Raw genomic sequence first — 24316 nt, 5'->3', positions numbered from 1 at the left:
TCAAATAGGGGTGGGTATTTTTGTCGGGGCTGGCGATTGGTTCGCACGTGTGGGGTGGAAATCTCCCGCAGGGCTGGGGGGAACCCGACGCCGCTGTGCCGATTTCGGGGCGCGAAGGCCCCGAGGCTGGCGGTAGGTGTCGCGCTATTCGTCGGCTTTGCCCGGCCGAGCAGTCCGCCCGCCGCGTCGCACCCTTGGTCGAGGTGGGCTCAGGAGGTCGCGGAGTGAGACCAGCTCGCCTCGATCGGATCCCACGATCCGGTGTCGAGGTGTCCGCCGAGCAGGGGATCGAGGCAGTCGCCGACGATGCGCAGCGCGCCGTCGATGCGGCGTGTGTGCTCGGGCAGTCCGGGCACCGTCCTGGCGATCTTGGCGTAGCCGGCAGTCCATGAGGCGGCGGGCCGGGTCATCTCGGTCGGCAACGTCAGTGCGCGGCGCGCGGACTCGCGCTGCAGGGCGGTGCGGGTGACGGCGGCGTCGAGCGGCCAGGCGGTCACGATCAGCGTGAGGTCGACCAAGTCGTGGTAGCGGGTTGAGGGTTGTCGAAGGTCGCCGTACCGTTCGTACATCGCGCACACCTTGTCGGAGACCTGTTGCGGCAGTGGGTACAACGCGAACTTCGGCAGCGGCGCCAGCTCGTCCATCGACACCACCGGACGCGGCAGGTGGTAGTCCACCTCGCCGACCGGGACCAGCTCGGTGGACAGGTCGATCGGGAAGTCGGCGAGCTGAACGGCGCCGAGGTAGACCCGCACCTTCACGCTGGCCCCGGCCACCCCGCCGGTCATCAGCCGCGGCGGATCGAACACGAACCGGAACGGGTCGAGCTCGCTGCCTGCTTCCGCGATCGCGGCGAGTTCCGTCAGCGCGTCGGTGACGGCGGCGGAGGTGTGCAGCAGGTCGATGTCCTGGCTGTACCGGGCGTCCGGCCGGCGCACCAGCAGGGAGGCGCCACCCTTGAGTAGCCACCGATCCCCCGGCTCGGAGAACACTCGGGCGAGGAAGCGTTGCAGGAAGAACTCGCGGCGCAGTTGCTCGGTGGTGCGGCCCCGGCGGGTGGTCTCGTTCCGGATCCGGTCCTTGAGGGAGCGGGCGAACGCGGCCGGATTGCTGCTGTGCGGCGGTCTGTCGGTGGTCATGATGCCCTGGCTGCCACGTGGTTGATCAACGCGCGCGTCGATGCGGGGAGGCCCGCCTCGGCGAGGAACCGGTCGAGTAGGCCCGATCCGTCGCCGAGAGCGGCCCCGTACCTGTGTGCATGCGGTCGCAACGCCGCGATCACCGCGTCGGTGTCGACGCGGCCGGTGGTGACGGCATCGCGCACGATGCCGGCGAGGTGGCCGCCGTCGAGTTGGTCGGCTGCGAGGTTCTCGATCGTGGCGAGGACGGTGGTGGCAGGTAGTCCGTCGACCAGAGTCCATCGATCCCGGTTCAGGTCCGCGATCCTATAGCGGACATCGCCGATCCGAGACTGCTTCCGGTGGGGGGTGGTGAACTCCATGACGTCCGCGTCGACGTCCCCGAGACCATGGAGCCTGGCGGCGGAGCGGTGCGAGACGACGGCCGGCTGGTCGGCATCGAGCCGTTCACCGGCGGTGGCCCGCGGCTCGATCATCAGCCAGGCCGCCCGGAGCTGCTCGTCCGGGACGCTCGGGGCGCCACTGACCCGATAGACGCCGTGCCGGAGCCGCTCGACCGTGCCTCGGTCGGCGAGCCGGGCGATCCGCTGGGTGGAGAACCCGAGCTCCTTGGCCTGGGCGGTGGTGAACAAACCCCACTGCCCGGCGGCGAGATCCGCCAGGTCGAGCATCCGATGGTCACCTGACATACTGCAATAGTAACCCTATATGTGACTATTGCAGCAAGCGGAAAGTGATTGTCGGAAGGAGGGCGCCCGACTCCTGGCTGTCATGAACTGCGATCCCGCGCGACAGGAAGTGACCCCACGCTGACTAGTGATCGACAATCGCGAAAAAATAAAGCCACATGGTATTCTGATGTCTCCAGCTAAAGGAGATTTCCTATGTCGAGTTTGGGTCCGCAGGCCATCTTCGGTGACCGTGTAGCTCGGCTTCGCGAGGTCGTCGTCGAGTCGGTGCGCGAGACGCATGACCGCCATGCCGCGGCTCAGAACACGATCAACCCGAAGAGTCAGCTCGCCTATGGAGGCAGCATCTGGGCAGAGCTTCCGAACAATCTGTGCACCGCTGTGCGCCAGGAGTTCCTTGATACGACGGTCACGAAGTATCCCCGCGCCCGATACTCTCTGCCGGTCCTCAACGACTGCATTGTCTACGTGTGGAGGCCGGCCGGCGGCCAATCTCCGGACGAGGCACCCTTCTTCACCAGCAGCCTGCGTGCCGACCTCTTCGACGCGGATGTCCTGAGGCAGCCGACGCTGTTCGAGACGCATGTCGTCGATCCGGAGGGTGATCTGTCGGATCTCGAAGAAGTAGTCACCGAAGCCGATGCGGAGCAGCGGCAGGTTGTCCTCATCGCGGTCACGGCCCGGTCGGAACGTCTTCATGTAATCGAGTGGGGGCAGGTCAAGCGAGGTAAGGACTCACAGCTCGATTGGATCGGTCGTGAGTCGATCTTCAGCTTCGAAGAGGAGAACTACCGTCCCGTGCCGGTCTCCACGCACACGTTCGCCGATGGACAGCCTCCGGCTGCGATTGTGACGCCGCGTATCGAAGCCACCAACAGCGATGAATAACGACCAGCCTTCCCTCGACCTTTTCAGCGCCGGATCTGACTCACTCCGGAACATCGCGGACACGTTCGAGCCCGCTCGTCTCCGGCAGGCGCGCGTCCTCGCACGCAAGAAGAAGGCGGAGCTGGCGGCACCGGTTGGCGTCTCCGCAGCAGCTATCGGCCAGTACGAAGCCGGCATCGTCAAGCCTCGGGCTGAGCACATCCCAATGTTGGCCAAGGCCCTAGGCGTTGAACCGGGATTCTTTGCCGCCGGCAGGCCGATGCTGCCGATGGACACTGGATCAGCCCACTTCCGCAGCTTGCGTTCCATGAGAGCGGCGGACCGTGACCGAGCGCTGGCCACAGCTGAGCAAACCTGGGAACTGGCCTTCGCGCTGGAGAAACGCGTGCAGTTCCCCGAAGTGAATCTGCCGGCAGTGGAAGAAGGTGCTTCTCCGAGTGCTGCGGCTCGATTGCTGCGTGCCCACTGGGGCGTCGTCCAAGGCCCTCTCCCGCACCTGGTTGCCACTATGGAGTCCAACGGGATCGTCGTTCTGGTCCTGAAGGAGGGATCAATAGAGAATGTGGATGCCTTCTCCGTCGAGGTTTCCGGGCGTCCCATTGTGATCTCCACTCCGCGCCGGTCCAACAATGTATTCACGCACCGATTCACCTGTGCTCACGAAATCGGCCACTTGCTCTTGCATCACGATGCGCGCCCGGGGGACCCGATCCAGGAGCGAGAAGCTGACGAGTTCGCAGCTGCCTTCCTTACACCCAAAGCGGAGATAGGCGCTGTCCTACCATCTCGGCTCGACCTCGCGGAGCTCGCCCGGCTGGGCAGGATCTGGGGTGTCTCGATCGAATCTCTGATCCGCAGGATGGGAGAACTTCGCTTGTCCTCCGAGGCATCGGTACGCAGGGCCTATCAGCGTTTGAACTCGAATCCGAACCTACGTGCGGACGAACCCTGGATCGCCTACCGAGGAGAGAGCCCGTCGCTACTCAGGCAAGCTCTCGCGCTTTGTGAGCAATCCGGGATCTCCATTGTGGACCTTGCCCACGAACTGGAATGGGATCCTGCACGGATTCGCGAGCTCATGGGCATCGAGGACACCCGGCCCAAGCTCACCATCGTGCAATAGCCAGTGCACTCACCGTGACTTGCTGGACCACTCCGCCCCTGTCCAGTAGCGCTGACGACCGGCGCGGTACGGATCCGGATACCAGCCGGGCTTGCTCGGCAGCTTGCCCTTGCCTCCGTTCGACTGGCCGTTCCCGAGGCCTTCCACGAGCAGTGCGATTCCTCCGAGGAGGACAACCGCGGCGATGACGATGCCGATGACGAATCCCGCACCGATGGAAGGGATTCCGATCAGCCCGGCAAGGATGATTGCGCCGACACCGCTTTCGGTAGACGAGTACTCCCTCTTTGGAGCCTTCGGTCGCGCTGCTGCGGCTTGTGCCGGCTTGGCTTTGGCGCCGCTGACGACCTTGGTGTCGTAGATCCCCGTACCCGGGGCGCTGATGGTGCGCCGAACCTTGCCGTCTGCACCGCGACTGATGCGGAGGGGGCCCGCTCCGGCGCTGACGCTGAGCCCACGCTTGGAGGCGGTCAGGCGGATAGGGCCGATCTTCGTGGACTTGCGGAACTGCACCATACGGACATACGTACCAGTTCGCATCCTCCTGCATGACCTGATCAACACCCTGCGCCTATTCGGCTCTCGAAATCGAACGGTTCCGGGACACCCGGACTCCGCCGCGACGGTCGGGCGCGACCTGGGCGTCCGGTGTCCCGAAAACCCGTCCCACCGCCCGCATCCCACACCGCGGCTTGTCGGTGGGTTCCGGGACACTGCCCGGTGTGAACGATCTCCTCGGCTACGCCCGCGTCTCCACCGCAGACCAGGACCCGGCGCTGCAACACGACGCGCTCACCGCCGCCGGCTGCTTCCGGGTGTGGACCGACACCGCCTCCGGGGCGAAAACCCAACGACCCGAACTCGATGCCGTGCTCGATTCCCTACGGTTCGGCGACACCCTCGTGGTGTGGCGCCTGGACCGACTCGGTCGATCCCTGCCGCACCTGATCGAAACGGTCACCGCCCTCGGTGAGCGTGGGATCCAGTTCCGCTCGCTCACCGAGGGGTTCGACACCACCACCGCCGGTGGTGAGTTCCTGTTCCACATCATGGCCGCCCTCGCACAGATGGAACGCCGCATGATCGTCGAACGCACCCGCGCCGGCCTCGCCGCAGCCCGCGCCCGCGGCCGCGTCGGTGGTCGGCCCATCGCACTGACCTCCGCCAAGAAACGTCAAGCCCTCAAGATGCGCGAGGACGGCGTCCCCGTCGGCGAGATCGCCGAAGTCCTCGGCGTCGGCCGCAGCACCCTCTACCGGACCTTGTCGGCGAGGGTCATCACCCAGTCAGCATGAAATGCAAGCTAATTGGGTCTTTCTAACTTTCTAGGTTTCTAACATCTGATGTTCGCGGCCGGTTCAGCCTTTGCTCCGGCTGTCATCCCGATACGGCCCCGTTACTCTCCGTCGAAGAATTCAAGGAGGACGATTTGTCGCATTGTCAGGGGTACGGCGCGAGCGTCACCATCACCGACCAGCACTTGGTGATCGATCGGAGCGGCTTGCTGGCGCGGACGATCGGGCCTCGTCAGGCGGTGGCGCTAGGTGACGTCGTCGGGTTCCACGTCAGGCAGCCGTCGATGTTGACCAACGGCTGGATCCAGTTGTGCGTCGGGGGAATGCGTGCCGAACTCGGCCGAGGCACCGCGCCGGGCGATCCGCACACGGTGTTGTTCAAACGGAACCAGCGTGAGCAGATGGCGACGTTGTTGCAGTACCTGCAGCAGCTCGTCGACTACAACCGTCATCGTCCGCGGCCTGTGCCAGCGCCGCCGGCGAGTGCCGCTGGGGTATCTGACGCGGCACCCGCAATAGTCGTGCCGGCGCCGACAACTGGCCCATCGCACGCCGCTCCGCTACCGAATTCGCAGCGCGCGCAGGTATCCACCACGGTTTCTACGTCGCTGGGTTCGATCTCCGTTCGTGTCTCGACTGGCCCGAGTTTCGTTGGGTTCGACGTCGAGACCGCGAACGGTGCGCGTGGGAGTATCTGCGCGATCGGACTGACCGTGGTCACCGCGGGCGAGGTCACGGCCACCCATTCGTGGTTGTGCCGCCCGCCGGCGGGCCTCGAAAGGTTCGACTCGGGCAACATTCACATCCACGGCATCACCGCCCGCGACGTGGCCCACCAACCGTCGTTTCGTCAGCGACTCGGTGACATGCTCGATGTGGTCGGCGATCTGCCGCTGGTGGCGCACAATGCGTCCTTCGACATTGGTGCGTTGAGGGAGGCCTCCGCCGCCGAGATGCTGACCTGGCGGCCGCTGGCATACGGCTGCACGCTGCTCTGGTCGCGGAAAGAACTGCCCGAGCTGCACAATCACAAGCTCCCCACCGTGGCGAGCGCGCTCGGCATCGATCTCCGGCATCATCACGACGCATCCGCGGATGCAACCGCGGCTGCGGAGATCGCTCTCGAACTTATGCGCCGGCGTGGGGCGTCGAGTGTCGATACCTACGTGACCGCGACCGGGATCGCGCTTGGACGTGCCACCGTCGCCGAGGCGATCGGGCCGCGGGCCACCGCTCGATCTGGAGTTCCGACGTGGGTGTCCGTCCGTGCGAGCTCCACCCCGCCGGTGCCGCATGCCGATGCAGATCCGGAGCACCCGCTGTTCGGGCACACAGTGGTCGTCACAGGAACCCTGAACGGACTCAGCCGAGACGAAGCATGGTCCCAGCTCGCGAAATGTGGTGCGCGGGTGAACAAGACAGTTACCCGTCGAACGAGCGTCCTGGTCGTGGGAACCTGGCTCGACCACCGCGGAAGCCCCCAGATCACCGAGAAGCTGACCGAGGCACGCCGCCTGCAGGCAGCTGGCCAGCAGATCGTGCTGCTCGACCAGCAACAGATGGAAGCACTGCTGGCCGGAGACCGGACCGTGACGCTGCCGGACCTAGCCGCGCCGACTTCGGTGGACGCGTACGCACTCGCTGACGACAGCCACATCGCGCCCAACCATCGCAACGATCCGCGGCAGCAGGTACGCGGTAAGCACTTCACCGCATGGAGCGAACCGGTGAAGCAGCTCAAGCGGGATGGTCGACTCGACGAGGCCCTCGAACTCCTACACGAGTGCATCGATGCTGCCGAGCTTTCGGCGGACTGGGGTGATCCGCCGCCGGGATGGACCGAGCAGGCCGCGATTATCTACCGCAAGCAGAAGAACTTCGCCGGCGAAGTCGAGGTCCTGCAGCGTTGGATCGACGCCGCACGCCGAAACGGCTGCTCGATCGACGAGTCTCACTCGATCGTTCAGCGGAAGGCGAAGGCTCAAGCGCTGCTGGAGAAATCGCGAAGCTGACAGCGGCAAGGCGGCAAGGCCATTGCGCGATGGGCCGGGCCGCATAGAGAACGCGACACGAGCCGTTCAATACCAGTTTCTAACAATCTAGATTGTTAGAGTCGCGGCTATGACCGTGGTTGCTGTCGTAAATCAGAAGGGTGGGTCGAGTAAGACCACCACCGTGCTCGGCCTCGCCTCGGCGGCGAGTGCTCGCGGGATCGAGACGCTGGTGGTCGATCTAGATCCGCAGTGCAATGCCTCCGAAGCGCTTGGCATCGAGTACCCGCTCGACGGCAAGACCGCGGCGGATCTGCTTGCCCAGGAGTTGAACGGAAGCGCGGTCGATGCGGTGCACGCCTCGAAGTGGGACAGCGTCAGCGTGATCCCCTCGGACCTGGACCTGGCCGACCTCGATGCGGTGTCCGGGCTCGGGGTCGAACAGCGCCTGCGGGCGGCCCTCGACTCTGAGGAGATCCGGCAGCGGTACCCGCTGGTGCTGATCGACTGCCCTCCCAGTGTAGGCAAGCTCGTCTCCAACGCCCTCATCGCCGCCGACACCGCCCTGATAGCGACCGAGCCCTCGTTCATGGCCAGTCGAGGTGTGTCGAAGATCCTCGACGCGATCGATACGATCACCCGCTACTACAACCCTGACCTCACGGTTGCCGGCGTCCTCCTGGGCAGGGTGCCGGCGCAGGGGCGGGAAGCGTCTCACCGGGCCAACGAGATCCGGGAAGCGTTGGGTGATCTGGTGTTGCCGGTGATGGTTCCCCAGCGGGCCGCCGTTGCGGAAGCGACCGGGGACCACGTGCCCGTGCACAGTGTGCGTCCCGCGGTGTCCGAGGTGACAGCTGCATTCGACGCCGCTCTTGACCGGGTGCTCTCCGTGGTGACTGTCGCATGAGCGCCGCCAGCAAGCCGTCCGCCTTCGCGGCTCCGCCGGCCTCTCGCGGCCATGCCACACTGTCGAAGCCGCACCCGTTCACCCCGCAACTGGCCCGCGAAGCCGCCGCCACGCCCCCGACCCTGCCGAAAGACGCGAAGCTGAGCGCGTTCGCCACCCGGCTTCCTCCGGACCTGCAACGGCTGGTCAAGACCGCGTGTGCCCAGCGTGGAATTCGCATGCAAGACGCCGTGTACGAGGCGCTGTGGCAGTGGCTCAACAACCAAGAAAAACGAGCTTAACTTGTGTTTCTAACAACCTAACAACCTAACTTCCTAGAATTTCGAGCCCTGGCAGGTTGTCGACGACCTTCATGGTCCCGACGCTTACGGTGACGATCCGGGCCAGGAGATCGAGGATGTACCGGGGCTGCTCGTGCTCGCGGGACCAGTAGTTGGGGTCATTGACGATGTCAGAGTCTTTGTCTGGCTTGACCTGGTAGCGGTCGATGATCCATTCGATAGCGGACCGCGAGCCGAGCATGTACCGGTACGCGTCGTCAGGGATCCCCGACACGGTGACGTGGCTGTTGTAGACGAGCGTCGAGCGGTCCGCCTTCGTGCGATGTCGCATCTGCTGCACCCGGTACAGCTCGTACTCGTCCACATCGCCGGCCTTGGTGACGGTTTCCTCAAGCGGGTACGGATCGACGTTCTCGTAGCCGATGTGCAGGTCCGCGAGCTGCCGACCGGATGCCGCGAAACCGTGGAAGTCCTTGGCCTTGGGGATGCGGGGGAGCATCTTCTTCAGGTCCGCGGCGAACTCAGTCCGGTACGTCGGTGAGTGCAGCAGCCCGTACACGTAGTAGAAGATCTCGTCCTTGGACACCTGTGGCCCGTAGGTGTCCCGGTAGTCGACGAGGATCTCGTCAGTGATGTTGTCTACCCGCGCAAGCCCTGATCCGTCGGCTTCACCGCTGTAGAGACTCGGTTCACTTGGGAGTGATTCATAGGTATAGCGGGGGAAGAACTGACCGCCGCTACCTGCACCAGTCACGTGCAAGTTGGGAAGCGCGTCGAGCATGAGCACTGCGAATGGCACAGCCGAACCCATACCGACACAGTAAAAGCCGATGTTTTGGTGGTTGGGGGTGGGGAAGATCTTCGGCAGCTGGGATCGCTCGTGGTTTAGGTGCTTGTCGTAGTAGACGGTTTGCTTCGCAAAAGGCCGGTACACGCCAGTCCCGATGTGCTCGCTCTGATAGCCGACGAAGGTATCTCGTGCGAGGTGCTGACGCAGGCTACGCGACCAGCTGATCGAATGAGGGTCGCTGCGGTGTGGGAAGGTGCTTTCAGCCAAGAAGTCTTTGACGATCGACTCATTGGGCTTCGAGACTGATATTGAGATGCAGTAGTCCCGGAACTCCGGTATCAGCGCGTCGTAGTTGCCGATCATGCTGCGCACGTTCGACTCGACTGCGGATCGTGAGTAGTTGTACACCCACGCATCTCTTCCTGTCTCCAGCCCGCGTGAGTAGGTATCGAATACCGTCACAGGCTTCTTCGTGTTTTTGGAGACCTTTTCGCCGAGGGGCGTGTAAGTGTCGAACGACGTGTTGCGTTGGTTGATCCAGTCGCCCTCAGCGTTGGGGATGATCGACTGCCAGTCGATGCTGTGGAGCTGGTCATGGTCGATGGTGGCGAGTTTTAGTTCGCGGGTGACATAGTCGCCGATGTCGCGATAGAAGATGCGGCAGTCTCCGGTGTGTGCAGGATTCTTGATGGCGAGCAGTATGGCGACGGTGCTGCGGCTCCCGGATCCGAAGACCTTCCCTCCTTCCTTGCGGGAGAGTTCGCCGGCGGTGCGCTGGTTGCCGCGCAGGTTGTAGACGTACAGCGTGGAGTACTCGGCGGCGAGCGTTAGGCGCAGGCCGTCGGCGGTGTTGCCGTCGATGTAGCCGCCGTTGGAGACGTAGGCGACGATGCCGGAGTTCCCGATGCGGTCAGTGGCCCACCGGATCGCCCGGATGTAGGAGTCGTAGAGCGAGTTCTTGTTCGTGGCGGTCGATTTCGCGACGTAGGTGCGTTCGATCGCACCGTCGAGAGTGGGGTAGGTCTGGTTGGCGTTGTTGTCGTTGGCGGAGGTCTGCCCCACCGAGTATGGGGGGTTTCCGACGATGACCCGGATGTCGAGCGTCTTCTGGTGTGCTACGCGAGCGTTGTTCTGCGGGAACATGATCTCGTCCATCGTGTCGCCGTCTTCGTGGATCTGGAAGGTGTCGGTGAGCACGATCCCCTCGAACGGGACGTAGTCCCCGCCGGCCAGGCCGTGGTAGGTGGCCTCGATGTTGATCGCCGCGATGTAATAGGCCAGCAGCAGGATCTCATTGGCGTGCAACTCGTTCGCGTACTTGTAGGCCAGATCCTCGGGCCGGATCAGCCCGGACTGCAGCAGCCGGGCGATGAAGGTGCCGGTTCCGGTGAACGGGTCCAACACGTGCACGCCGGAGTCGGTGAGGGCGGCGCCGAACTCGGCTTTGAGGGCGTCGTCGACGCTGCGGAGGATGAAGTCGACGATCTCGATGGGCGTGTAGACGATCCCGAGGCTTTCGGCGGTCTTGGCGAAGGCGAGCTTGAAGAACCGTTCGTAGAGCTCGGTGATGATCTTCTGTTTGCCCTCGGCGTTGTCGATGCCCTGTGCCCGTGCCCGGACGCTGGCGTAGAAGCCTTCGAGGGCCTCGTTCTCTTTGTTCAAGGCCTGGTCGTCGAGCACGTCGAGCATGGTCTGCATGACCTTCGAGACCGGGTTGTGGCCGGCGAAGTCGTAGCCGTCGAACAGGGCGTCGAACACCGGTTTGGTGATCAGGTGCTGGGCGAGCATGTCGATCGCGTCGGTGCGGGTGATGCCGTCGTTGAGGTTGGCGCGCAGGCCGTCGAGGAACTTGTCGAACGCCTCGGCGACCTGCCCGTCGGCGGATTCGAGGAGTGCGCTGATGCGGGCGGTGTGCCGGGCGGCGATTGCGGCGACGTCCTTGGCCCAGTCCTCCCAGTAGGTGCGCTCGCCGACCTTGGCGACGATCTTCGCGTAGACCGCGTCGCGCCACTCGCTGGCATTGAACAGTGCCAGCTGCGTCGCGGCGTCCTGTCCAGCCTTCTCCGATCCGGATCCTTCACCACCGGAGCCGGTTTCGTCGTCGAGACCAATGGATCCAACCATGATGTTGGTGGGCTTGTTCTTGTTCAGGTCGATGGTGTTGATGGTGGCGTTGAACCGGTCGTCGTGCGCACGCAGTGCCTGCAGGACCTGCCAGATCACCTTGTAGCGCTTGTTGTCTCGCAGCGCCTCGGCCGGTTCCATGCCGGAGGGGATCCCGACGGGCAGGATGATGTATCCGTACTCCTTGCCCTCGGCTCGGCGCATGACCCGTCCCACGGACTGCACCACGTCGACGACGGAGTTGCGGGGGTTGAGGAACAGCACCGCGTCGAGGTCGGGGACGTCGACACCCTCGGACAGGCAGCGGGCGTTCGACAGGATCCGGCACACCCCGTCCCCGGCGTCGGCCTTGAGCCAGTCGAGCCGCTGGTTGCGTTCGAGGGCGTTGAAGGTGCCGTCGACGTGGTCGACCTCGCAGCGCAGCACGCCCTCGCCGGCGTCGTCGTAGCTGTCGATGACCTCCACGAACTTGCCCGAGAGGGTCTTCGACGCCTTGATCGACTGGGAGAACGCCACCGCGCGGCGCATAGGGGCCAGGTCGGTGCCGAAGCCCTGACCGTCCGGTGTCTGGCCAGCGCGTTTGGCGAGCCCGTTCCAGCAGCCGACGATCTTCACCGCGTCGTCGAGGTTGAGCTCGTTGTTTTCGTCGGCGAGCTGTGACTGGAGGTTCTTGGCGATGTACTTCTCGTCGACCGTCAGGATCAGGACCTTGTAGTCGGTGAGCAGGTTCTTCTCGACCGCCTCACCGAACCCGAGGCGGTGGAACTCCGGCCCGAACTTGGTTTCGTCGTCCATCGAGGCGATCTCGGCGCCGGCCTCGTCGGCCTTGGACTTGGTGCCGTCGTCGAACAGGCGGGGGGTGGCGGTCATGTACAGGCGCTTGGCGGCCCGGAGGTAGGTGTTGTCGTGGATGCGCACGAAGTTCGACTCGTCGGCGCCGGCGAGGGTGACGCCGGTGGTGCGGTGCGCCTCGTCGCAGATCACCAGGTCGAACTCGGGTAGGCCCTTGGTCTGGGCGTCGGCGATCACCCCGATCGACTGGTAGGTCGAGAAGACCACGGTCAGCCCGTCGGGGTGCTCGGCGTTCTTGATGCGGGTGATGAGGGTGTCGGGGTCGGTGGTGGCCGGCAGCGCGAGGTCGACGACGGCCATGTCTCCGGTGTCGTCGGAGCGCTTGCCGACCTTGGTGTCCGAGCAGACCGCGTAGCTGCGCAGGTCGACCTCGCAGTTCGCCGACCACTCCCGAAGTGTCTGGGAGAGCAGGGAGATCGAGGGGACCAGGAACAGCACCGTCGCGGGGCCGGTCTTGGCTTGGGCGGTGTACTCGGCGATCTTCAGCGCGGTGAACGTCTTGCCGGTGCCGCACGCCATGATCAGCTTGCCGCGGTCGGAGGTCTCGAACCCCTCGAACACCTTCCGCACGGCGAGGTCCTGGTGCGGGCGCAGCTGCTTTGGTGCGGTGCGGGTCAGGTCGACCTCGACCGTGCCGGTGGGCCAGGCGGTGTCCCAGGCGATTGGGGAGTCGGCCAGGTAGGACAGCCCGATGCGCTGCACAGGGATGGTCTGCCCGTCGAGGGCGGCGTTGGCGTTGGGTCCCCACTTGTCGGTGGTGGAGATGATCAGCCGGCTGGTGAACGGTTTCTTCCCCGAGGTCGCCAGGAAGGAGTCGATGTCAGGTTTCTGCAGGTAGTGGTCGGGTTCGTAGAACTTGCACTGGATCGCGCAGTAGCCGCCGGTCTCGCGTTCGAGGGCGACCAGGTCGATGCCGGTGTCGGGCTGGCCGTCCCGTCCGGGCCACTGCGACCACATCCACACCTGCTCGAAGCGGTCGGCGAACAGCGGGTCCAGTCGCAGGTACTGGGCCATGAGCCGCTCGAACCGATCGCCGCGCTCGCGGTTCGACACCTCTAGCTCACGGAATGCGTCGATGATCGTGTGCAGTGTTGCGGGCACAGGGGGCCTTTCTCGGTGGGTGGGTGGGCCACCGGGTGGCCTCGAATGTCTGGGTTGTGTGTATCAGGCTGCCGCGCCGTCGCTGCGCGCCCGACTTGCCATCGAAAGCTACGGGGTGTCTGGATCTCGGCCTGTGTGCATCTTTCCCCAGGTCCAGGCAGCGCACTCGTCCGCGATTTCGGTGATCTTGTGTGGGCGGAGTGAGTAGTTCGGCAAGGTCGTGGACAGCTCGGCGTAGATCACCTGGGCTTGGGCGCGCACGGTGTCGATCCACAAATCGAGGTCGGTGTGCTCGGAGTGGTTGTCGTAGGTCCAGTAGCGGACCTCGTCGAAGAACACCCGTCCCGCGCGCGGGTAGTAGCTCAGTTCGTACGAGCTAGCCGACGTCACGAGCTGGGGTTTCGTTCTCTTCGAGCTTGCGGGCGTCGTGCAGGATCCGGCCGATTGCGCCGGTGGAGACGCCCATTTCCTCGGCGATCTCCCGGTATTTCATGCCCTGGTTCCGTAGCTCCACCACCCGGTCACGGCGTACCTTCGCCCGCTCGAGGAAGTCGTCTCGGGGTTCAGCGAACAGTCGCTGGATTGTCCGGGTAGAGGCCCCGAACTGTTCGGCTGCTTCGCGCGCCGTCATCTTGCGGCGTACAGGGTTCTTTGCTCCGGGCATCAGATGATCGCCTCCAACATGGCCTTTTCGTCGAACTTGGTGGCTCGCTTCCGGTTGGCTTCGATTTTCGCAGGGGAGATGACCTTGCCGCCTTTGCTTCCGCGTTTCGCTTGGCGGGCGCGGAAGGTGACTTCGTCGAAGTTGCGCCAGATCCATTTTCCGATGGAGTGGGCGGTGGCGCGGACCTCAACGAAGGGCAGGGGGTCGGCGAACTGGGTGTTGACGGCATGGCAGTGCTGCAGGACGAGCGTCAGCCATTGGTCCAGGGTGTCGTGCCGGTGGTGCCACCACTGGGGGTACGCCCATGTGCGGGCGGTGTCGAACATGGTGACGTTGCGGCCGAGGCCGGCGGCGCGGTCGGGCCGCCGCGGGGCTTGGCGGGGGGTGTGGATGGTGGCCAGTTGTCGCAGCGTGTACGGCGTGGACGGCCCGTAGATGGTTTCCCAGTCGGGGTGGATGGGGTTCTTGGTGAGTTGCCCGCCGTAGGAGAAGTCACCGCTGACCGAGATCTTGAGCCCGGTTTCGATGCGGTGGGCGTAGCGGATGGGGGTCAGACGGGCGGAATCGGTGCGGCAGATGTGGTTGCTGCCGAGCCACCACCCGAGGTGGGCGCGTCCGGAGGGGGACTGGGCCACCCAGTTCGGGGCGGGATGGTCCGACGGCTGCTCGAACGCGCGCATGGCGGCGTCGGGGTGGTCGCAGTCGATGACGATCGATCCGAGCAGGGCGTGGGGGGAGTGCTCGATGTAGCGCATGGCGAGGGCGTCGTCGCGGCTCATCCGGTACTGACCCTGGTCGAGGTAGTTCGTCGCGTAGGGCCTGTGCGGGAGCAGTACCTCGTCGGCCCATTGTGCGTCGCTGAGTAGCAGTGCCCCCGAGGTGTCCATGCGAAGCATCGTGCTCCACCGAGACCCGATGTTCGGGTCCGACACGCCGAGCCATATAGAAAAATTATTCGGGTACGCCGAGCCAAGCCATGTCAGGTATCCCGGCGGCATCCTGGGATTCTCTATCCGCTCTCCACCCGACGGTTGCGTGCTCTGCCTCCGATCCGGTGGCGGCTCTGGCGGCTTTCGCACTTCCGGAAGTTCAGGTGCCCAGCTGACGGTCAACGCGGTTTCGGTGGTTCTCGCGGAGGGTTTCGAGGTCGGTGCGCAGGTTGCGAGCGATGGTCTCCCAGGAGAGTCGGGCGGCGAGGGCTTGGTCGATGACGTGGTGCCGGTAGTCGTCGATGCTGCGGGCGAGTTCATCGAGGACCTGGAGTGCGATGGTGTGGTCGCGGTCGGTCAGTGGTGGCAGGTCGGGAATGTAGCGGCGGTCGGCGACGGCTTGGCGGTAGCGGTCGAGGAGCCGAACTGCTTCGGCCGGCTCGGGCGGGTCGGGCGTGATGTTCCAGTTCAGGGTGCAGCCGTGACTCGGGCTCATCCGGTTGCCCTTCTCAGTCGTGTATGGGGTCGTCCAAGAAAGACACCATGACTACTTGCTACCAAACAGTCATGGTGTCTTTGCTGTTCAGGATGGTTTCTTGCTGTCGGGCTGTTCGGCTCGGGCTCGTAACTCGGTGACCTCGGCGCGCAGTTCGTCGGCTCGTTCGCGGGCTGCCGTGGTCTGGGCGCGGGCCTCGGCGAGGTCCGCGCGGGCGGTGGAGAGGTCCTCGCGGACCGAATCGGTGCGGTCGCGTTCGGCGCGTACGGCCTCGCGTTGGGCGGTGAGGTCGGTTTCGAGGCGGGCGATGGTGGCCGCGGCCGCGGCGGCGCCCTGTTCGGCGCGGGTGCGGGCCTGCTCGAGCTGGTCGGTCAGCGCGGCACGCTCCGTGTCGGCCTGACTCAGCAGCGTCTGGGACTGCTCGACCAGCGTGTGCAGGTCGGCGAGCTTGGCGGCGTGCTCGGCGCCGGCCTTCTCGAAGTCGGCCTTCCAGCGGTCGAGGGTGGCGGCGTGCTCGACCGCCTGGGCTTCGAGTTCGGCGGCGTGCGCCTGCGCGGCGGACTGCATTGCCTCGGCGTGTTCGCCGGTGACGCGGTCGAGTTCGGCGTCCGCGGCGTCGGCGGCGGCGTCGGCGTTCTCCCGGTCGGCCAGCGCGGACTCGAGCTGGTCGCGCATCGCGGCGAGTTCGGCGTCGGCGTCGGCGCGGACCTTGGCCGCCTCGGTCTGCGCGCGCCGCAGGTGGGTGTCGAGGGCGGTGTCGTCGCCGAGCACGTCCACCGCCGCGGCGATCTGCGCCGCCACCGCCGTCAGCCGGGTCACGGCGTCCTCGGCCTCGCGCCGCAGCAGCGGCACCGCCTCGACCAGGGTGGTGGCGGCGACCTCGGGGTCCGCCGGCGCCGCCGTGGAGGGTAGCTCGGCCGCGGCCGCCTCCCGGCGCTTGCGTTCGCGGTGCGCGCGCACCCGGTCGGCGGCGGAGTCGTGGACGCGGGGGCGTCCGGGGCGGCGTGGCTCGGTCATCGGTGGGGTCCTTTCGTCGGCTGCCTGTAGCGTAACATGAAACGTAACATATGAAACGTAACATTGCAACGAAATGAAATGAAACGTAACGAAATTAATTTGATGCCGGGTGATCCGGGGGTGTCCCCGAGGAGGGGGAACCTCCGGCTCCCAGCCCTCCCGGTGGACGGGTCGGCGGGGCGAGGTCCGAGCGCACCGCGGTGCGCGAAGATGGTCGGGTGGACGATCCCGCCGTGCTGCCTGACGGCTACCCCGGTTTCCTCGAGCAGCTCAAGGCGCAGGTTCGTCAGGCGCGGATGCGGGCCACTCGGGTCGTGAACACCGAACTCCTCACCCTGTATTGGGACATCGGTTCGGCGATCCTGGATCGTCAGCGCGAGCAGGGGTGGGGCGCGAAGGTCGTCGATCGGCTCTCGGTCGACCTGCGTGAGGCGTTCCCCGAGATGCGCGGGCTGTCCAGGAGCAATCTGAAGTACATGCGGCAGATGGCGTCGGTGTGGCCACGGTCGGCAATTGGTCAACAAGCCGTTGGCCAATTGCCGTGGGGTCACCTGACGGTCCTGCTCGACAGTCTCGACACCGTGCCCGAACGCGACTGGTACGCGGCCGTCGCGGCGGAGCACGGCTGGTCCCGCAACGTCTTGACGGCCCAGATCAACAGACGGTTGCACCGGCGGATCGACTTCACCGACCATCTGCCGGCCGAGGATTCCGACCTGGCCCGGCAGCTGGTGCGGGACCCGTACGTCTTCGATTTCCTGAACCTCAGCGACCGGGTGGCCGAGCGGGAGCTCGAGGCGGCGTTGATGACCCGGCTGGAGCGATTCCTCCTTGAGCTCGGTCACGGCTTCGCCTTCGTCGGCCGGCAGTATCACTTCGAGGTCGACGGCGACGACTTCTACATCGACCTGCTCTTCTTCAACTGGACCCAGTCCCGTTTCGTGGTGGTGGAGTTGAAGGTCGGTCGGTTCGAACCGGAGTACGCCGGCAAGCTCGGCTTCTACGTCGCCTGGGTCGATGAGAACCTGCGCGTGCCCGACCGGCACGCACCGACCATCGGGATCCTGCTGTGTGCGGGCCGCAACGACCACGTCGTGCGGTACTCGCTGGCCGCGGCGACGGCGCCGCTGGCCGTGGCCAACTACACCTACGACACGCTGCCCGCCCCGGTCCGGGAGCTGGTGCCCACCGGCGACGAACTTGCCTCCGCGGTCGCCGCCGCGTTCTCCGAGATCGAGGCAGGCCATCAGGGGGTGCAGGACGTGCGGTGACGAATCGCCTCTTCGCGGCCGTGGTCGGGATGGTGTTTCTGGCGATCGGGTGACATCTGTTGCCGATCCGGAGCCCGCGCGAGGCCCGGGAATTCACGATTCTCGCGAGAATTCCCGGGTGCGAATCGGTGCCGGTCAGGCATCCGGCGGATGGCGGAGCGGACGGGATTCGCCGGTCGTCGGCTGCGTCCGATGCATCCACCGCTGCAGGGGTTCTCGGTTTCGCACGCGGATTCTCGCGTTGTCCCGGGGGCGAGAACCCGCCCGGCGATCACACGGATGTGTGGCCGGCGCAGTCCCGGAGTCGGGAGGCGGGGTGGGGTTCAGTGCCGATTCTTGCCGGCGTTGCGTTGCAGTGCCCGGCGTTGCTGGCGCGAGAGCGCCGGCTCTTCCGGCAGTGGCGCGGTGGTGCGGCGGACGTAGTCCGCGAGCAGCGGTGCCAGGTCGAGGGCGGCCTCGTGCATGGGATCGGGGAGTTGTCGGTCGACGCTGCGGGGGCCGAGGTTCGCGGTGAGAGTGCGCATCACCCGGGCGACCAGTTCGGGGGAGTGGGTGACGGCGAGCAGCGCGTCGGCGGGGTCGACGTAGCCCGGTGCGGTGCGCGGCCGTTCGACGTAGCGGTACTCGGTTTTGGTCGGGACTTCGACCGTGCGGGTCTGCCGGATCACCCGCACGCCGACGGCGCCGGTGCGGGCGGCCTTGCGGGCGTTGTGGGCGTCGCGGCGGCACTGGTCCGAGCACCACACCCGCGGCCGGCCCCGCCCCGCGGGAGGTGCGATCGGTGCCTGGCACCAGGGGCAGGTTCCCGGATCCGCGGCCTCACCGATGCGAGCATCCGGTCCGTCGGCGTCCGCGTTTTCGGTGATCTCGTGCGGCGGTGGCGGGCTGCTCATGCCCCGGATCGTATTTCGTCGCGCCGATATTCCACTCATAGTGCAAGAGGTGTGTGGGAATTTTCGGTTCTGCGGTCTGGACTAGGGCCGGGTGAGCAGGCCGGTACGAAACGGGAGTGGGCGACTGCGGGAGGTAAGCCGGGTACGGCACCGAGTGCGGTAGCTCGGTTCGGCGATTGTGCGATGCGCGAATCGAGATTCCGGCCCCACCGGCGCGGGCACGGCAGTCACCATCGGGGAATGCTCGCCACCGGGCGAGGGCGCGCGCGGTCCGGCGATCGCGGGGAGGGTTCAGGGGCGGAGCAAGATATTGCAAAACCCCGGGGTTTTGCCTTGCGCCTGCGGCGGGCGGTGCGAGCGTTCGCACCGCGGGGCCGGTGTGGCCGACGGAGCAAGATAGTGACTTAGGTGCCCTAAGTCGGACCGCGGCGCCGCGGTGGTCCCGTGCGGGAGCGCTGCGCTGGGCCTGCGGGGTGCCGCACGAGCGTGGCCTACGGGCGCATGGACGAGGTGCAGCGGAAGGCAGCAGGAGGACGCACGCAAGGGGCCGGGTCGGTCGAGGTGCGGTTCCCGTTGACACGTCAGCAGTCCGGGAGTTGCCAGGCAGACGTGAGGGCGCGGGTGATGCGGGCACTGCGCGAGCGCGCTCGCGCGTCGGGACCGGATCTGTCGCTCGCGAACACGCACTCGAGTCCCGAACCGTTCACCCTCCGGCTCTGACCTCCGGTACGAAGCCGGACCGGAGAGATGGGCTGCCGCGAGGCCGCTCCGCGACCTCTTGCCGACGAACCCCGCTCTCTTGTCCGGCTATGCGCCGGTCTCGATCCAGACGATGGTGGCATCGCGGGGCGCTGGCTCGTCGACCGTGTCGAGGTAGTCGAGCACCATCGTGCGGGCGGTGTCGAGGTCGCGGGTGCCGTAGGTCTGGGTGGCGCCATGCCCGTCGATCTCCAACACGAGACCGGGCATGCGCCGGCGCCCGCGCCACCACGGACCGCGGGTCTGCCACCGGCTCACCGTCACACGGATCTCCGTCATCGCCGAAGCATCCCACCACCGGGCGACACGATGGCGCGCCCGCGGAGCCGGAAGAATCCGTACACACCTCTTGCGACGCGGCGGATCGGTACGGGCGGGCAGTGTTGGACCGCGCGATGCACGACGCGCGCTAACCGAATCGGCGGATGTGGGATGTCGATCATTACCCGGAAGGTCGTCCGGCAGAAGCTCATGCAGACAGCGGTCATCGAACGCGAGCATCTGTCGATCGGTACCGAGCAGGTGCGCGCGAGTCTGCGGACGATCCGCGAGCACGTCCAGGGCAAGAGCATTTTTGAGTACTGGACCGCTGGGAGCGACTCGTCGCGGACAACGACCTCGACGGTGTTCGCCGCGTCGTCCTCGCCGACGACGAGGCCGGACGCGAGATGCGGAACCTGTCGCCGCTGACGGTGCTGTTGAGCGAGCGTGAGCGGCTCCAGATCCTCGACACGGTCCGCGACTACTTCACCGCAGGAGCGTGACGATCTTGTCCACTCACCTGATGAGCTTCTCGAGAGCTAGCAGCGATGCGCCCGCGGCGCCGCCACCGGCGATGACTGCGGTTGCGCCTGGCTGGCCAGCGAAAACGGTCAAGACGCCTACTCCGATTCCAATGAGCACGGCAATGAGTAGCAGGACTGCCGACCGCAGCGAGAGCAGCGGGTCTGGCGGTGGCACCGACATAAAATCCTCCTGGGGAAGCTGTACGAGCGACTACTCGTTCTTATGTGTCGCCGCGGCGCCCATCCCACGGAAAAGACCAGATCAGAGCACAGAAGAAAGTTCTGCGAAAACCGTGGGATGGCCGCCGCGGCGGCACATATAAGGAGTCGACTGCGTCGTTTGGCAGGCGGCCCGGAGCTTGCGGAGGGTTGCCGGACGAACGAGGTAGTGGAGTCCTTGCTTCTGGGACTCAACGAACGAACACAGACCTGGCAACAACGGGAGGAGGGGGTGAGGAGTGGCCGCACCCGAAGAGATGCAGACGCAGGCGGCGACCCCTGCCCGGCCCGAGCCAGGCCGCTCGCTCGCGATCTCGAGTTCACTGGCCGCCGGGGGCGGCTACGTCCCGGATATAACTCAGGAACAGATCGACGAAGGAGTCCCCGAGAAGAATCGGCGCGATGTCCGCAAAGCCGAGCAGCAGTTGCAGCGACGCCTCGCAGACGCTGCTCTCTTCCAGACACTGACAGATCAGCAGTTCAGCGGGCCTGGCTACGACAGGTTCGCGAACGAGCTGGCCGCATACGGTCTTGCCGTCATGAAGGGCTGGCTGTGCACGGGGCACATCTTCCGGGTGGTCCGGTCGAAAGGGATCCTCTTGGCTCCCACCGAGTACGAGCTCGACCTGTTTGCGCGCAGCGCCGAGGAACGCGAGTCGTTGGCCTTGACGACCGTCACCGTCGCTCTCACGCAGTTCAAGAAGCGCGCCATGGCGGATATTGGATGGAAGGCTGATGGAGGGGCAAGTATCACGACGTACTTCATGGGCGCCTGCGCGATGTCCTTCCCGAACGAGCTGGCGCGGGTCCGCGTGCTCAATCGTCGGTGGTCGCGATCAATCGAGACCGAGGAGAAGAATGAATCCTTCCGGCCGAGGGGCGAGGCTCTGGGGATCGACACTGGTCAGACCATCGGGCGGAACCCTGCGAACGTCGTTGTCGGTGATGATGCAGTCCAGCGTCTCCTTGCAGGATTGAAGGACCGAGAGCGCGAGGTAGTGCTCGCAACGTTGCAGGACTACACGCAGGACGAGATCGCTGAACTCCTCGGCTACAAGTCCAGGAAGGCTGTGGAGGGCGTGCTCTATCGCACGCGACGGAAGCACAGTCGAGTGGAGGTGGATGACGGATGAGCGAATCGAGCAATGGAGCAGCGGCGGACATGAGCGAACTGGTGGAGAGATCGTCTCTCGGCACCCGCGGTGCTCGTCAGCTGCGCGCGCGGGTGCCCGCCGAGCACGCGGAACTGGTGCGCAAGATCAGCGAGTTGCTAGAACTCGCCGACGGTGGGTCGATCACCGCGCTTCTCGACCTGGCTGACCTGTACCGGAAAGTCGACAACGACAGCAAGGCCGAGGAGTGCTACAGGCAGGTTGCGTCCTATTCCCTGACAAAGGTCAGCGAGATCCATGAAGGACTCGGTGATGTTGCGGGGGCGAAGCAGTGGAAGGCCCGCGCCGACACCCTGTAGCAGGATGGCGCGGTCATTCCCCAAGCAGTTAGCGAGTGCGGGCGCGGAGCAGATCCAGCACGTTGCTGCGGGTACGAACCCAGTCTTCGATGACGGGATCGATCCATCGGAGCAGTTCGAGCAACTCGCTGTGCAGGCCGGCGATGTCCTGGGGGTCGGGGACCAGACGCGCCAGATCCGGCGCTAAGGAGTTGCCGCCACTGGCTACGTCTCAAGAATCGTGCGGATCTGATCGAGGATGACCGATGCGTTGTCTCCGCCGACTTCGAGGAGCTTTTCGTCGCCGCGTTCGCTTGGTTCCAGCACCGCGTTGATGAGTTCGCCAATGGGTTCGTTCTTCGCGAACACTCGAAGCTCGTCATATCGACGCGGGACGGGGTTGTCGTCGAGAACGTCTGCGGGGAAGTATCCGAGCCCATGTCCACTCAGCTCTGTTGAGATGGTCGCAAGAACTCTCGCCCCTAGCTTTGCGTAACCCAGAGCCTCGCGTAGGTCCTGAAGCGTGACGGTGAGCAGCCCGCCGTTTTCGTCTACGGCTGCTCTCACATCTTTGATTGAATCGAACGTGCCCATGTTGCTCCATGTTCTAGTGCAAAGTTGTGTGCTGATCTTATCAGTAATGTTGTGAACATTCTTGCATATAAGTTGAGTTCCGTTGCTGCTCCGCAGGTCCTGCCGCATCCGAGTGCTCCAAGGGAGATGCGCCCCGCGCCCATCAGCGCCGGATCTGACGCGACTACTCCCCGACCCTGTGCCGTTTGAGCAGCGCGAGCGGCTCCAGGTTCTCGACACGGTCCGCGACCATCTGGCCGCGGGACCGTGACGATCCCTCACCCGCCGAGACTGTCTCGGCTGGCGTCGAGTGCCGACTGCGTCGAGGCGGCCGCCGAACGGACCAACTCCGCCGCGAGGTGAAGTTGCGCGGTGATGGTCGGCGACGAGGTGATCCCGACCCCGGTGGTGGGGATCCCGGATCCGGCCCCGGGATCGATCTGCAGGTGCGCCGGAATGTTCACACCGGCCAGGCGGGCGCCGGCGCGGACCGCGGTGACCAGGCGCTTGGCCTGCTCGGACGCACCGTCCGCGGCGACGTGCATGCTTTTCTCCTCGGCCTCGCTGACCTCGCCGTCGTAGGCGGTGTCGAACGGGTGCGGGGCGAGTTCGGCGATCCCGGTGACCGAGTCGAGTGCGCCGGCGAACTCGACCCAGGCGTGGGCGGACCGCCGGGCCTCGTCCCACGGCTGGTCGAACACGAAGGCCTCGGTGAACATCCACAGCCGGGTCAGGCTGTCGGCGGCCTGCTCGAGCACCGCCCACCCCGCGCGGTGAGACCCGGCGCGGTGCAGCGCCGTCACGGCGCCGATCGAGTCGAGGACCTGCTCGAGCCGGGCTGCGGTGACGGTGAGGTAGAAACCCTCGCTGGTCGGCCACCGCCCGTCACCCCACTCATCCTTGCGGGGAGCTTCGATCTCCCGATCGACGAGCTTGACCAGCTCGGCGGCCACGGTGCCGCGGACGGCCTCGACGATCATCTCGACCGCCTCGGCGGATCCTGCCAGCGCCGCCATGGCACCGCCATGGCGTAGCGCATCGGCGATCCGATCCACCAGCGACATCCCTTCCAGGGGCTTGCCCTGGTTCAGGATGCTCACGCCGCACCCCGGTTGCCGCGACGGGTCGAGCACCGCGCCAGGTCCTGCTCGTCGAGGTAGTGGCACCACAGCTTCTCCCCAGGCAGCCACAGGCTGCTGGACTGGTTCTTCCACCGGGCCAACTGCACCCCGGCCCCCGGCGCCCGGTAGGCGTGCTCGACCGCCGGCACGTGATCGGCATCGGCGCTGAAGAACACCACCCCGGCGTAATCGCCGGAGGCCTGCGACGTGCACAGATCCATCGCCAACGCGGTGTCCACGCCCTTCTCCTGATACCGGCCGGTGGCCTCGTCGTACCGGTTGGCGCGGGCACGGACCCTGACCCGTGGATCGCGTTCCCAGCGGCGGATCCGGTCCGTCTCGAACGCGTAGCGCGCTGGGTGACGGTTCTGGTCGCACATACCCATGTGGACGGTGATGTCGGTGAACTCGACGGGCCGGTTGGACTTGCCGGCGATCACGTCGGCGAGCCGCCCGACGTTGATGTCGACCGCGTTGACCGAGATACCCCAGGCCAGTACGCTGGAGCAGCCTGCAAGCATGTTGTATCCATCGACGACGAGCTTGTAGGGGGCAGGTTCGAGAGACATGTCGTTCCTCCTCAGAATTGAATGAATGGCTTCGACGCCCTTTCTGGCGACCAACCTTGTTGGCGTCGAAGCGAAACTTTAGACGCACCTCCGGCGAAATGCAAGACTTTTGCTGGGGTGCGTTTTTTGTGCCTCTGCGACCGGTCGGCTCGACGGTGAGAAACCGCCTCTGACCTGCATGCTTCGTAGTATAGGCATTTAATTAAAGGTGATTCTTTTCGGGGTTTCTATTGGCTGTATTTAAGTTATTTGGATTTGTTCTGAGCTTCAAATAGGGGTGGGTATTTTTGTCGGGGCTGGCGATTGGTTCGCACGTGTGGGGTGGAAATCTCCCGCAGGGCTGGGGGGAACCCGACGCCGCTGTGCCGATTTCGGGGCGCGAAGGCCCCG

23 protein-coding genes are annotated in these 24316 nt (G+C 65.5%); 9 read left to right on the top strand and 14 right to left on the bottom strand.

All coding sequences use genetic code 11. The features are described 5' to 3' along the window. Nucleotides 1–209: 209 nt before the first annotated feature. Nucleotides 210–1139, bottom strand: a complete 930-nt coding sequence (locus tag FK531_RS22110; protein WP_142103411.1) for a nucleotidyl transferase AbiEii/AbiGii toxin family protein — start codon at nt 1137–1139, stop codon at nt 210–212. Next, entirely contained in the window at nt 1136–1828 is a 693-nt protein-coding gene (locus FK531_RS22105; protein ID WP_220126972.1) for a type IV toxin-antitoxin system AbiEi family antitoxin domain-containing protein, read from the bottom strand. Before FK531_RS22105 ends, FK531_RS22110 begins: the two co-directional genes overlap by 4 nt. A gap of 195 nt (nt 1829–2023) precedes the next feature. Between FK531_RS22105 and FK531_RS22100 the strand changes: the two genes are divergently transcribed. Together FK531_RS22100 and FK531_RS22095 are read left to right on the top strand one after the other, a co-directional pair. Next, on the top strand, nt 2024–2716 hold the full coding sequence (locus FK531_RS22100; RefSeq protein WP_142103410.1) for a hypothetical protein: 693 nt from the start codon (nt 2024–2026) through the stop codon (nt 2714–2716). Next, nucleotides 2709–3839, top strand: a complete 1131-nt coding sequence (locus tag FK531_RS22095; protein ID WP_142103408.1) for an XRE family transcriptional regulator — start codon at nt 2709–2711, stop codon at nt 3837–3839. The genes FK531_RS22100 and FK531_RS22095 overlap by 8 nt, the downstream gene beginning before the upstream one ends. A gap of 9 nt (nt 3840–3848) precedes the next feature. On the opposite strand, the gene FK531_RS22090 is transcribed toward FK531_RS22095, so the two are convergent. Beyond that, the gene (locus FK531_RS22090) at nt 3849–4355 is read right to left on the bottom strand and encodes a DUF4236 domain-containing protein (RefSeq protein WP_142103406.1); all 507 of its coding nucleotides are present in this window, start codon (nt 4353–4355) and stop codon (nt 3849–3851) included. 206 nt (nt 4356–4561) lie between these two features. Here FK531_RS22090 and FK531_RS22085 point away from each other — a divergent pair, with 206 nt between their 5' ends. From FK531_RS22085 to FK531_RS22070, 4 genes are all read left to right on the top strand, one after another. Further along, nucleotides 4562–5134 (top strand): recombinase family protein, encoded by a 573-nt coding sequence (locus FK531_RS22085; RefSeq protein WP_142103404.1) that lies wholly within the window; start codon nt 4562–4564, stop codon nt 5132–5134. Nucleotides 5135–5457: 323 nt separating this feature from the next. After that, entirely contained in the window at nt 5458–7146 is a 1689-nt protein-coding gene (locus FK531_RS22080; protein ID WP_220126971.1) for an exonuclease domain-containing protein, read from the top strand. A 109-nt stretch (nt 7147–7255) separates the two neighbouring features. Beyond that, a complete protein-coding gene (locus FK531_RS22075) occupies nt 7256–8032 on the top strand; it encodes a ParA family protein (protein WP_142103402.1) in 777 nt (258 codons plus the stop codon). After that, nucleotides 8029–8313, top strand: coding sequence for a hypothetical protein (locus FK531_RS22070; RefSeq protein ID WP_142103355.1), 285 nt, complete (start codon nt 8029–8031; stop codon nt 8311–8313). Before FK531_RS22075 ends, FK531_RS22070 begins: the two co-directional genes overlap by 4 nt. Before the next feature lie 25 nt (nt 8314–8338). On the opposite strand, the gene FK531_RS22065 is transcribed toward FK531_RS22070, so the two are convergent. The 6 genes from FK531_RS22065 to FK531_RS22040 form a co-directional block, all read right to left on the bottom strand. Beyond that, nucleotides 8339–13180 carry a DEAD/DEAH box helicase gene (locus FK531_RS22065; RefSeq protein ID WP_246098320.1) on the bottom strand — a complete coding sequence of 1614 codons (4842 nt, stop codon included), beginning with the start codon at nt 13178–13180 and terminating at the stop codon, nt 8339–8341. Between the two features lie 108 nt (nt 13181–13288). Beyond that, on the bottom strand, nt 13289–13570 hold the full coding sequence (locus tag FK531_RS22060; RefSeq protein WP_142103353.1) for a hypothetical protein: 282 nt from the start codon (nt 13568–13570) through the stop codon (nt 13289–13291). Then, the gene (locus FK531_RS22055) at nt 13557–13844 is read right to left on the bottom strand and encodes a helix-turn-helix domain-containing protein (RefSeq protein ID WP_142103351.1); all 288 of its coding nucleotides are present in this window, start codon (nt 13842–13844) and stop codon (nt 13557–13559) included. Before FK531_RS22055 ends, FK531_RS22060 begins: the two co-directional genes overlap by 14 nt. Further along, complete coding sequence (locus tag FK531_RS22050; RefSeq protein WP_142103349.1) at nt 13844–14731, bottom strand: replication initiation protein; 888 nt, start codon at nt 14729–14731, stop codon at nt 13844–13846. Before FK531_RS22050 ends, FK531_RS22055 begins: the two co-directional genes overlap by 1 nt. A 202-nt stretch (nt 14732–14933) precedes the next feature. Next, nucleotides 14934–15269, bottom strand: coding sequence for a hypothetical protein (locus FK531_RS22045; RefSeq protein ID WP_142103347.1), 336 nt, complete (start codon nt 15267–15269; stop codon nt 14934–14936). 87 nt (nt 15270–15356) lie between these two features. Further along, nucleotides 15357–16286, bottom strand: a complete 930-nt coding sequence (locus tag FK531_RS22040) for a hypothetical protein (protein ID WP_142103345.1) — start codon at nt 16284–16286, stop codon at nt 15357–15359. 218 nt (nt 16287–16504) lie between these two features. On the opposite strand from FK531_RS22040, the gene FK531_RS22035 reads away from it, so the two are divergent. Further along, nucleotides 16505–17557, top strand: coding sequence for a PDDEXK nuclease domain-containing protein (locus FK531_RS22035; protein WP_142103343.1), 1053 nt, complete (start codon nt 16505–16507; stop codon nt 17555–17557). Nucleotides 17558–17880: 323 nt separating this feature from the next. Here the strand turns inward: FK531_RS22035 and FK531_RS22030 are convergent, their stop codons facing one another. Then, the gene (locus FK531_RS22030) at nt 17881–18450 is read right to left on the bottom strand and encodes a hypothetical protein (protein WP_142103341.1); all 570 of its coding nucleotides are present in this window, start codon (nt 18448–18450) and stop codon (nt 17881–17883) included. An 807-nt stretch (nt 18451–19257) separates the two neighbouring features. After that, on the bottom strand, nt 19258–19488 hold the full coding sequence (locus FK531_RS22025) for a hypothetical protein (RefSeq protein WP_142103339.1): 231 nt from the start codon (nt 19486–19488) through the stop codon (nt 19258–19260). 964 nt (nt 19489–20452) lie between these two features. Between FK531_RS22025 and FK531_RS22010 the strand changes: the two genes are divergently transcribed. Both FK531_RS22010 and FK531_RS22005 read left to right on the top strand, forming a co-directional pair. After that, entirely contained in the window at nt 20453–21346 is an 894-nt protein-coding gene (locus tag FK531_RS22010; RefSeq protein WP_142103335.1) for a sigma factor-like helix-turn-helix DNA-binding protein, read from the top strand. Next, entirely contained in the window at nt 21343–21684 is a 342-nt protein-coding gene (locus FK531_RS22005) for a hypothetical protein (RefSeq protein WP_142103333.1), read from the top strand. The genes FK531_RS22010 and FK531_RS22005 overlap by 4 nt, the downstream gene beginning before the upstream one ends. Nucleotides 21685–21888: 204 nt before the next feature. Here the strand turns inward: FK531_RS22005 and FK531_RS22000 are convergent, their stop codons facing one another. The 3 genes from FK531_RS22000 to FK531_RS21990 all read right to left on the bottom strand — a co-directional run bounded on the left by FK531_RS22000 (nt 21889) and on the right by FK531_RS21990 (nt 23926). Further along, on the bottom strand, nt 21889–22257 hold the full coding sequence (locus FK531_RS22000) for a hypothetical protein (RefSeq protein WP_142103331.1): 369 nt from the start codon (nt 22255–22257) through the stop codon (nt 21889–21891). A 257-nt stretch (nt 22258–22514) separates the two neighbouring features. After that, nucleotides 22515–23336, bottom strand: coding sequence for a hypothetical protein (locus FK531_RS21995; RefSeq protein WP_142103329.1), 822 nt, complete (start codon nt 23334–23336; stop codon nt 22515–22517). Then, a complete protein-coding gene (locus FK531_RS21990) occupies nt 23333–23926 on the bottom strand; it encodes a PIN domain-containing protein (protein WP_142103327.1) in 594 nt (197 codons plus the stop codon). The genes FK531_RS21995 and FK531_RS21990 overlap by 4 nt, the downstream gene beginning before the upstream one ends. Nucleotides 23927–24316 lie beyond the last annotated feature (390 nt).

This window comes from Rhodococcus spelaei (assembly GCF_006704125.1).
GTDB classification, from domain to species: Bacteria; Actinomycetota; Actinomycetes; order Mycobacteriales; family Mycobacteriaceae; genus Rhodococcus_G; species Rhodococcus_G spelaei.
The sequence above is the reverse complement of the archived record's forward strand: the minus strand, read 5'-3'. Positions and strand labels throughout refer to the sequence as shown.

Coding starts and splice junctions, on each gene's coding strand:
- FK531_RS22110 (WP_142103411.1), bottom strand. CDS start 1,139: ATGACCACCGACAGACCGCCGCACAGCAGCAATCCGGCCGCGTTCGCC.
- FK531_RS22105 (WP_220126972.1), bottom strand. CDS start 1,828: ATGTCAGGTGACCATCGGATGCTCGACCTGGCGGATCTCGCCGCCGGG.
- FK531_RS22100 (WP_142103410.1), top strand. CDS start 2,024: ATGTCGAGTTTGGGTCCGCAGGCCATCTTCGGTGACCGTGTAGCTCGG.
- FK531_RS22095 (WP_142103408.1), top strand. CDS start 2,709: ATGAATAACGACCAGCCTTCCCTCGACCTTTTCAGCGCCGGATCTGAC.
- FK531_RS22090 (WP_142103406.1), bottom strand. CDS start 4,355: ATGGTGCAGTTCCGCAAGTCCACGAAGATCGGCCCTATCCGCCTGACC.
- FK531_RS22080 (WP_220126971.1), top strand. CDS start 5,458: ATGCGTGCCGAACTCGGCCGAGGCACCGCGCCGGGCGATCCGCACACG.
- FK531_RS22075 (WP_142103402.1), top strand. CDS start 7,256: ATGACCGTGGTTGCTGTCGTAAATCAGAAGGGTGGGTCGAGTAAGACC.
- FK531_RS22070 (WP_142103355.1), top strand. CDS start 8,029: ATGAGCGCCGCCAGCAAGCCGTCCGCCTTCGCGGCTCCGCCGGCCTCT.
- FK531_RS22055 (WP_142103351.1), bottom strand. CDS start 13,844: ATGCCCGGAGCAAAGAACCCTGTACGCCGCAAGATGACGGCGCGCGAA.
- FK531_RS22050 (WP_142103349.1), bottom strand. CDS start 14,731: ATGGACACCTCGGGGGCACTGCTACTCAGCGACGCACAATGGGCCGAC.
- FK531_RS22045 (WP_142103347.1), bottom strand. CDS start 15,269: ATGAGCCCGAGTCACGGCTGCACCCTGAACTGGAACATCACGCCCGAC.
- FK531_RS22040 (WP_142103345.1), bottom strand. CDS start 16,286: ATGACCGAGCCACGCCGCCCCGGACGCCCCCGCGTCCACGACTCCGCC.
- FK531_RS22030 (WP_142103341.1), bottom strand. CDS start 18,450: ATGAGCAGCCCGCCACCGCCGCACGAGATCACCGAAAACGCGGACGCC.
- FK531_RS22025 (WP_142103339.1), bottom strand. CDS start 19,488: ATGACGGAGATCCGTGTGACGGTGAGCCGGTGGCAGACCCGCGGTCCG.
- FK531_RS22005 (WP_142103333.1), top strand. CDS start 21,343: ATGAGCGAATCGAGCAATGGAGCAGCGGCGGACATGAGCGAACTGGTG.
- FK531_RS22000 (WP_142103331.1), bottom strand. CDS start 22,257: ATGGGCACGTTCGATTCAATCAAAGATGTGAGAGCAGCCGTAGACGAA.
- FK531_RS21990 (WP_142103327.1), bottom strand. CDS start 23,926: ATGTCTCTCGAACCTGCCCCCTACAAGCTCGTCGTCGATGGATACAAC.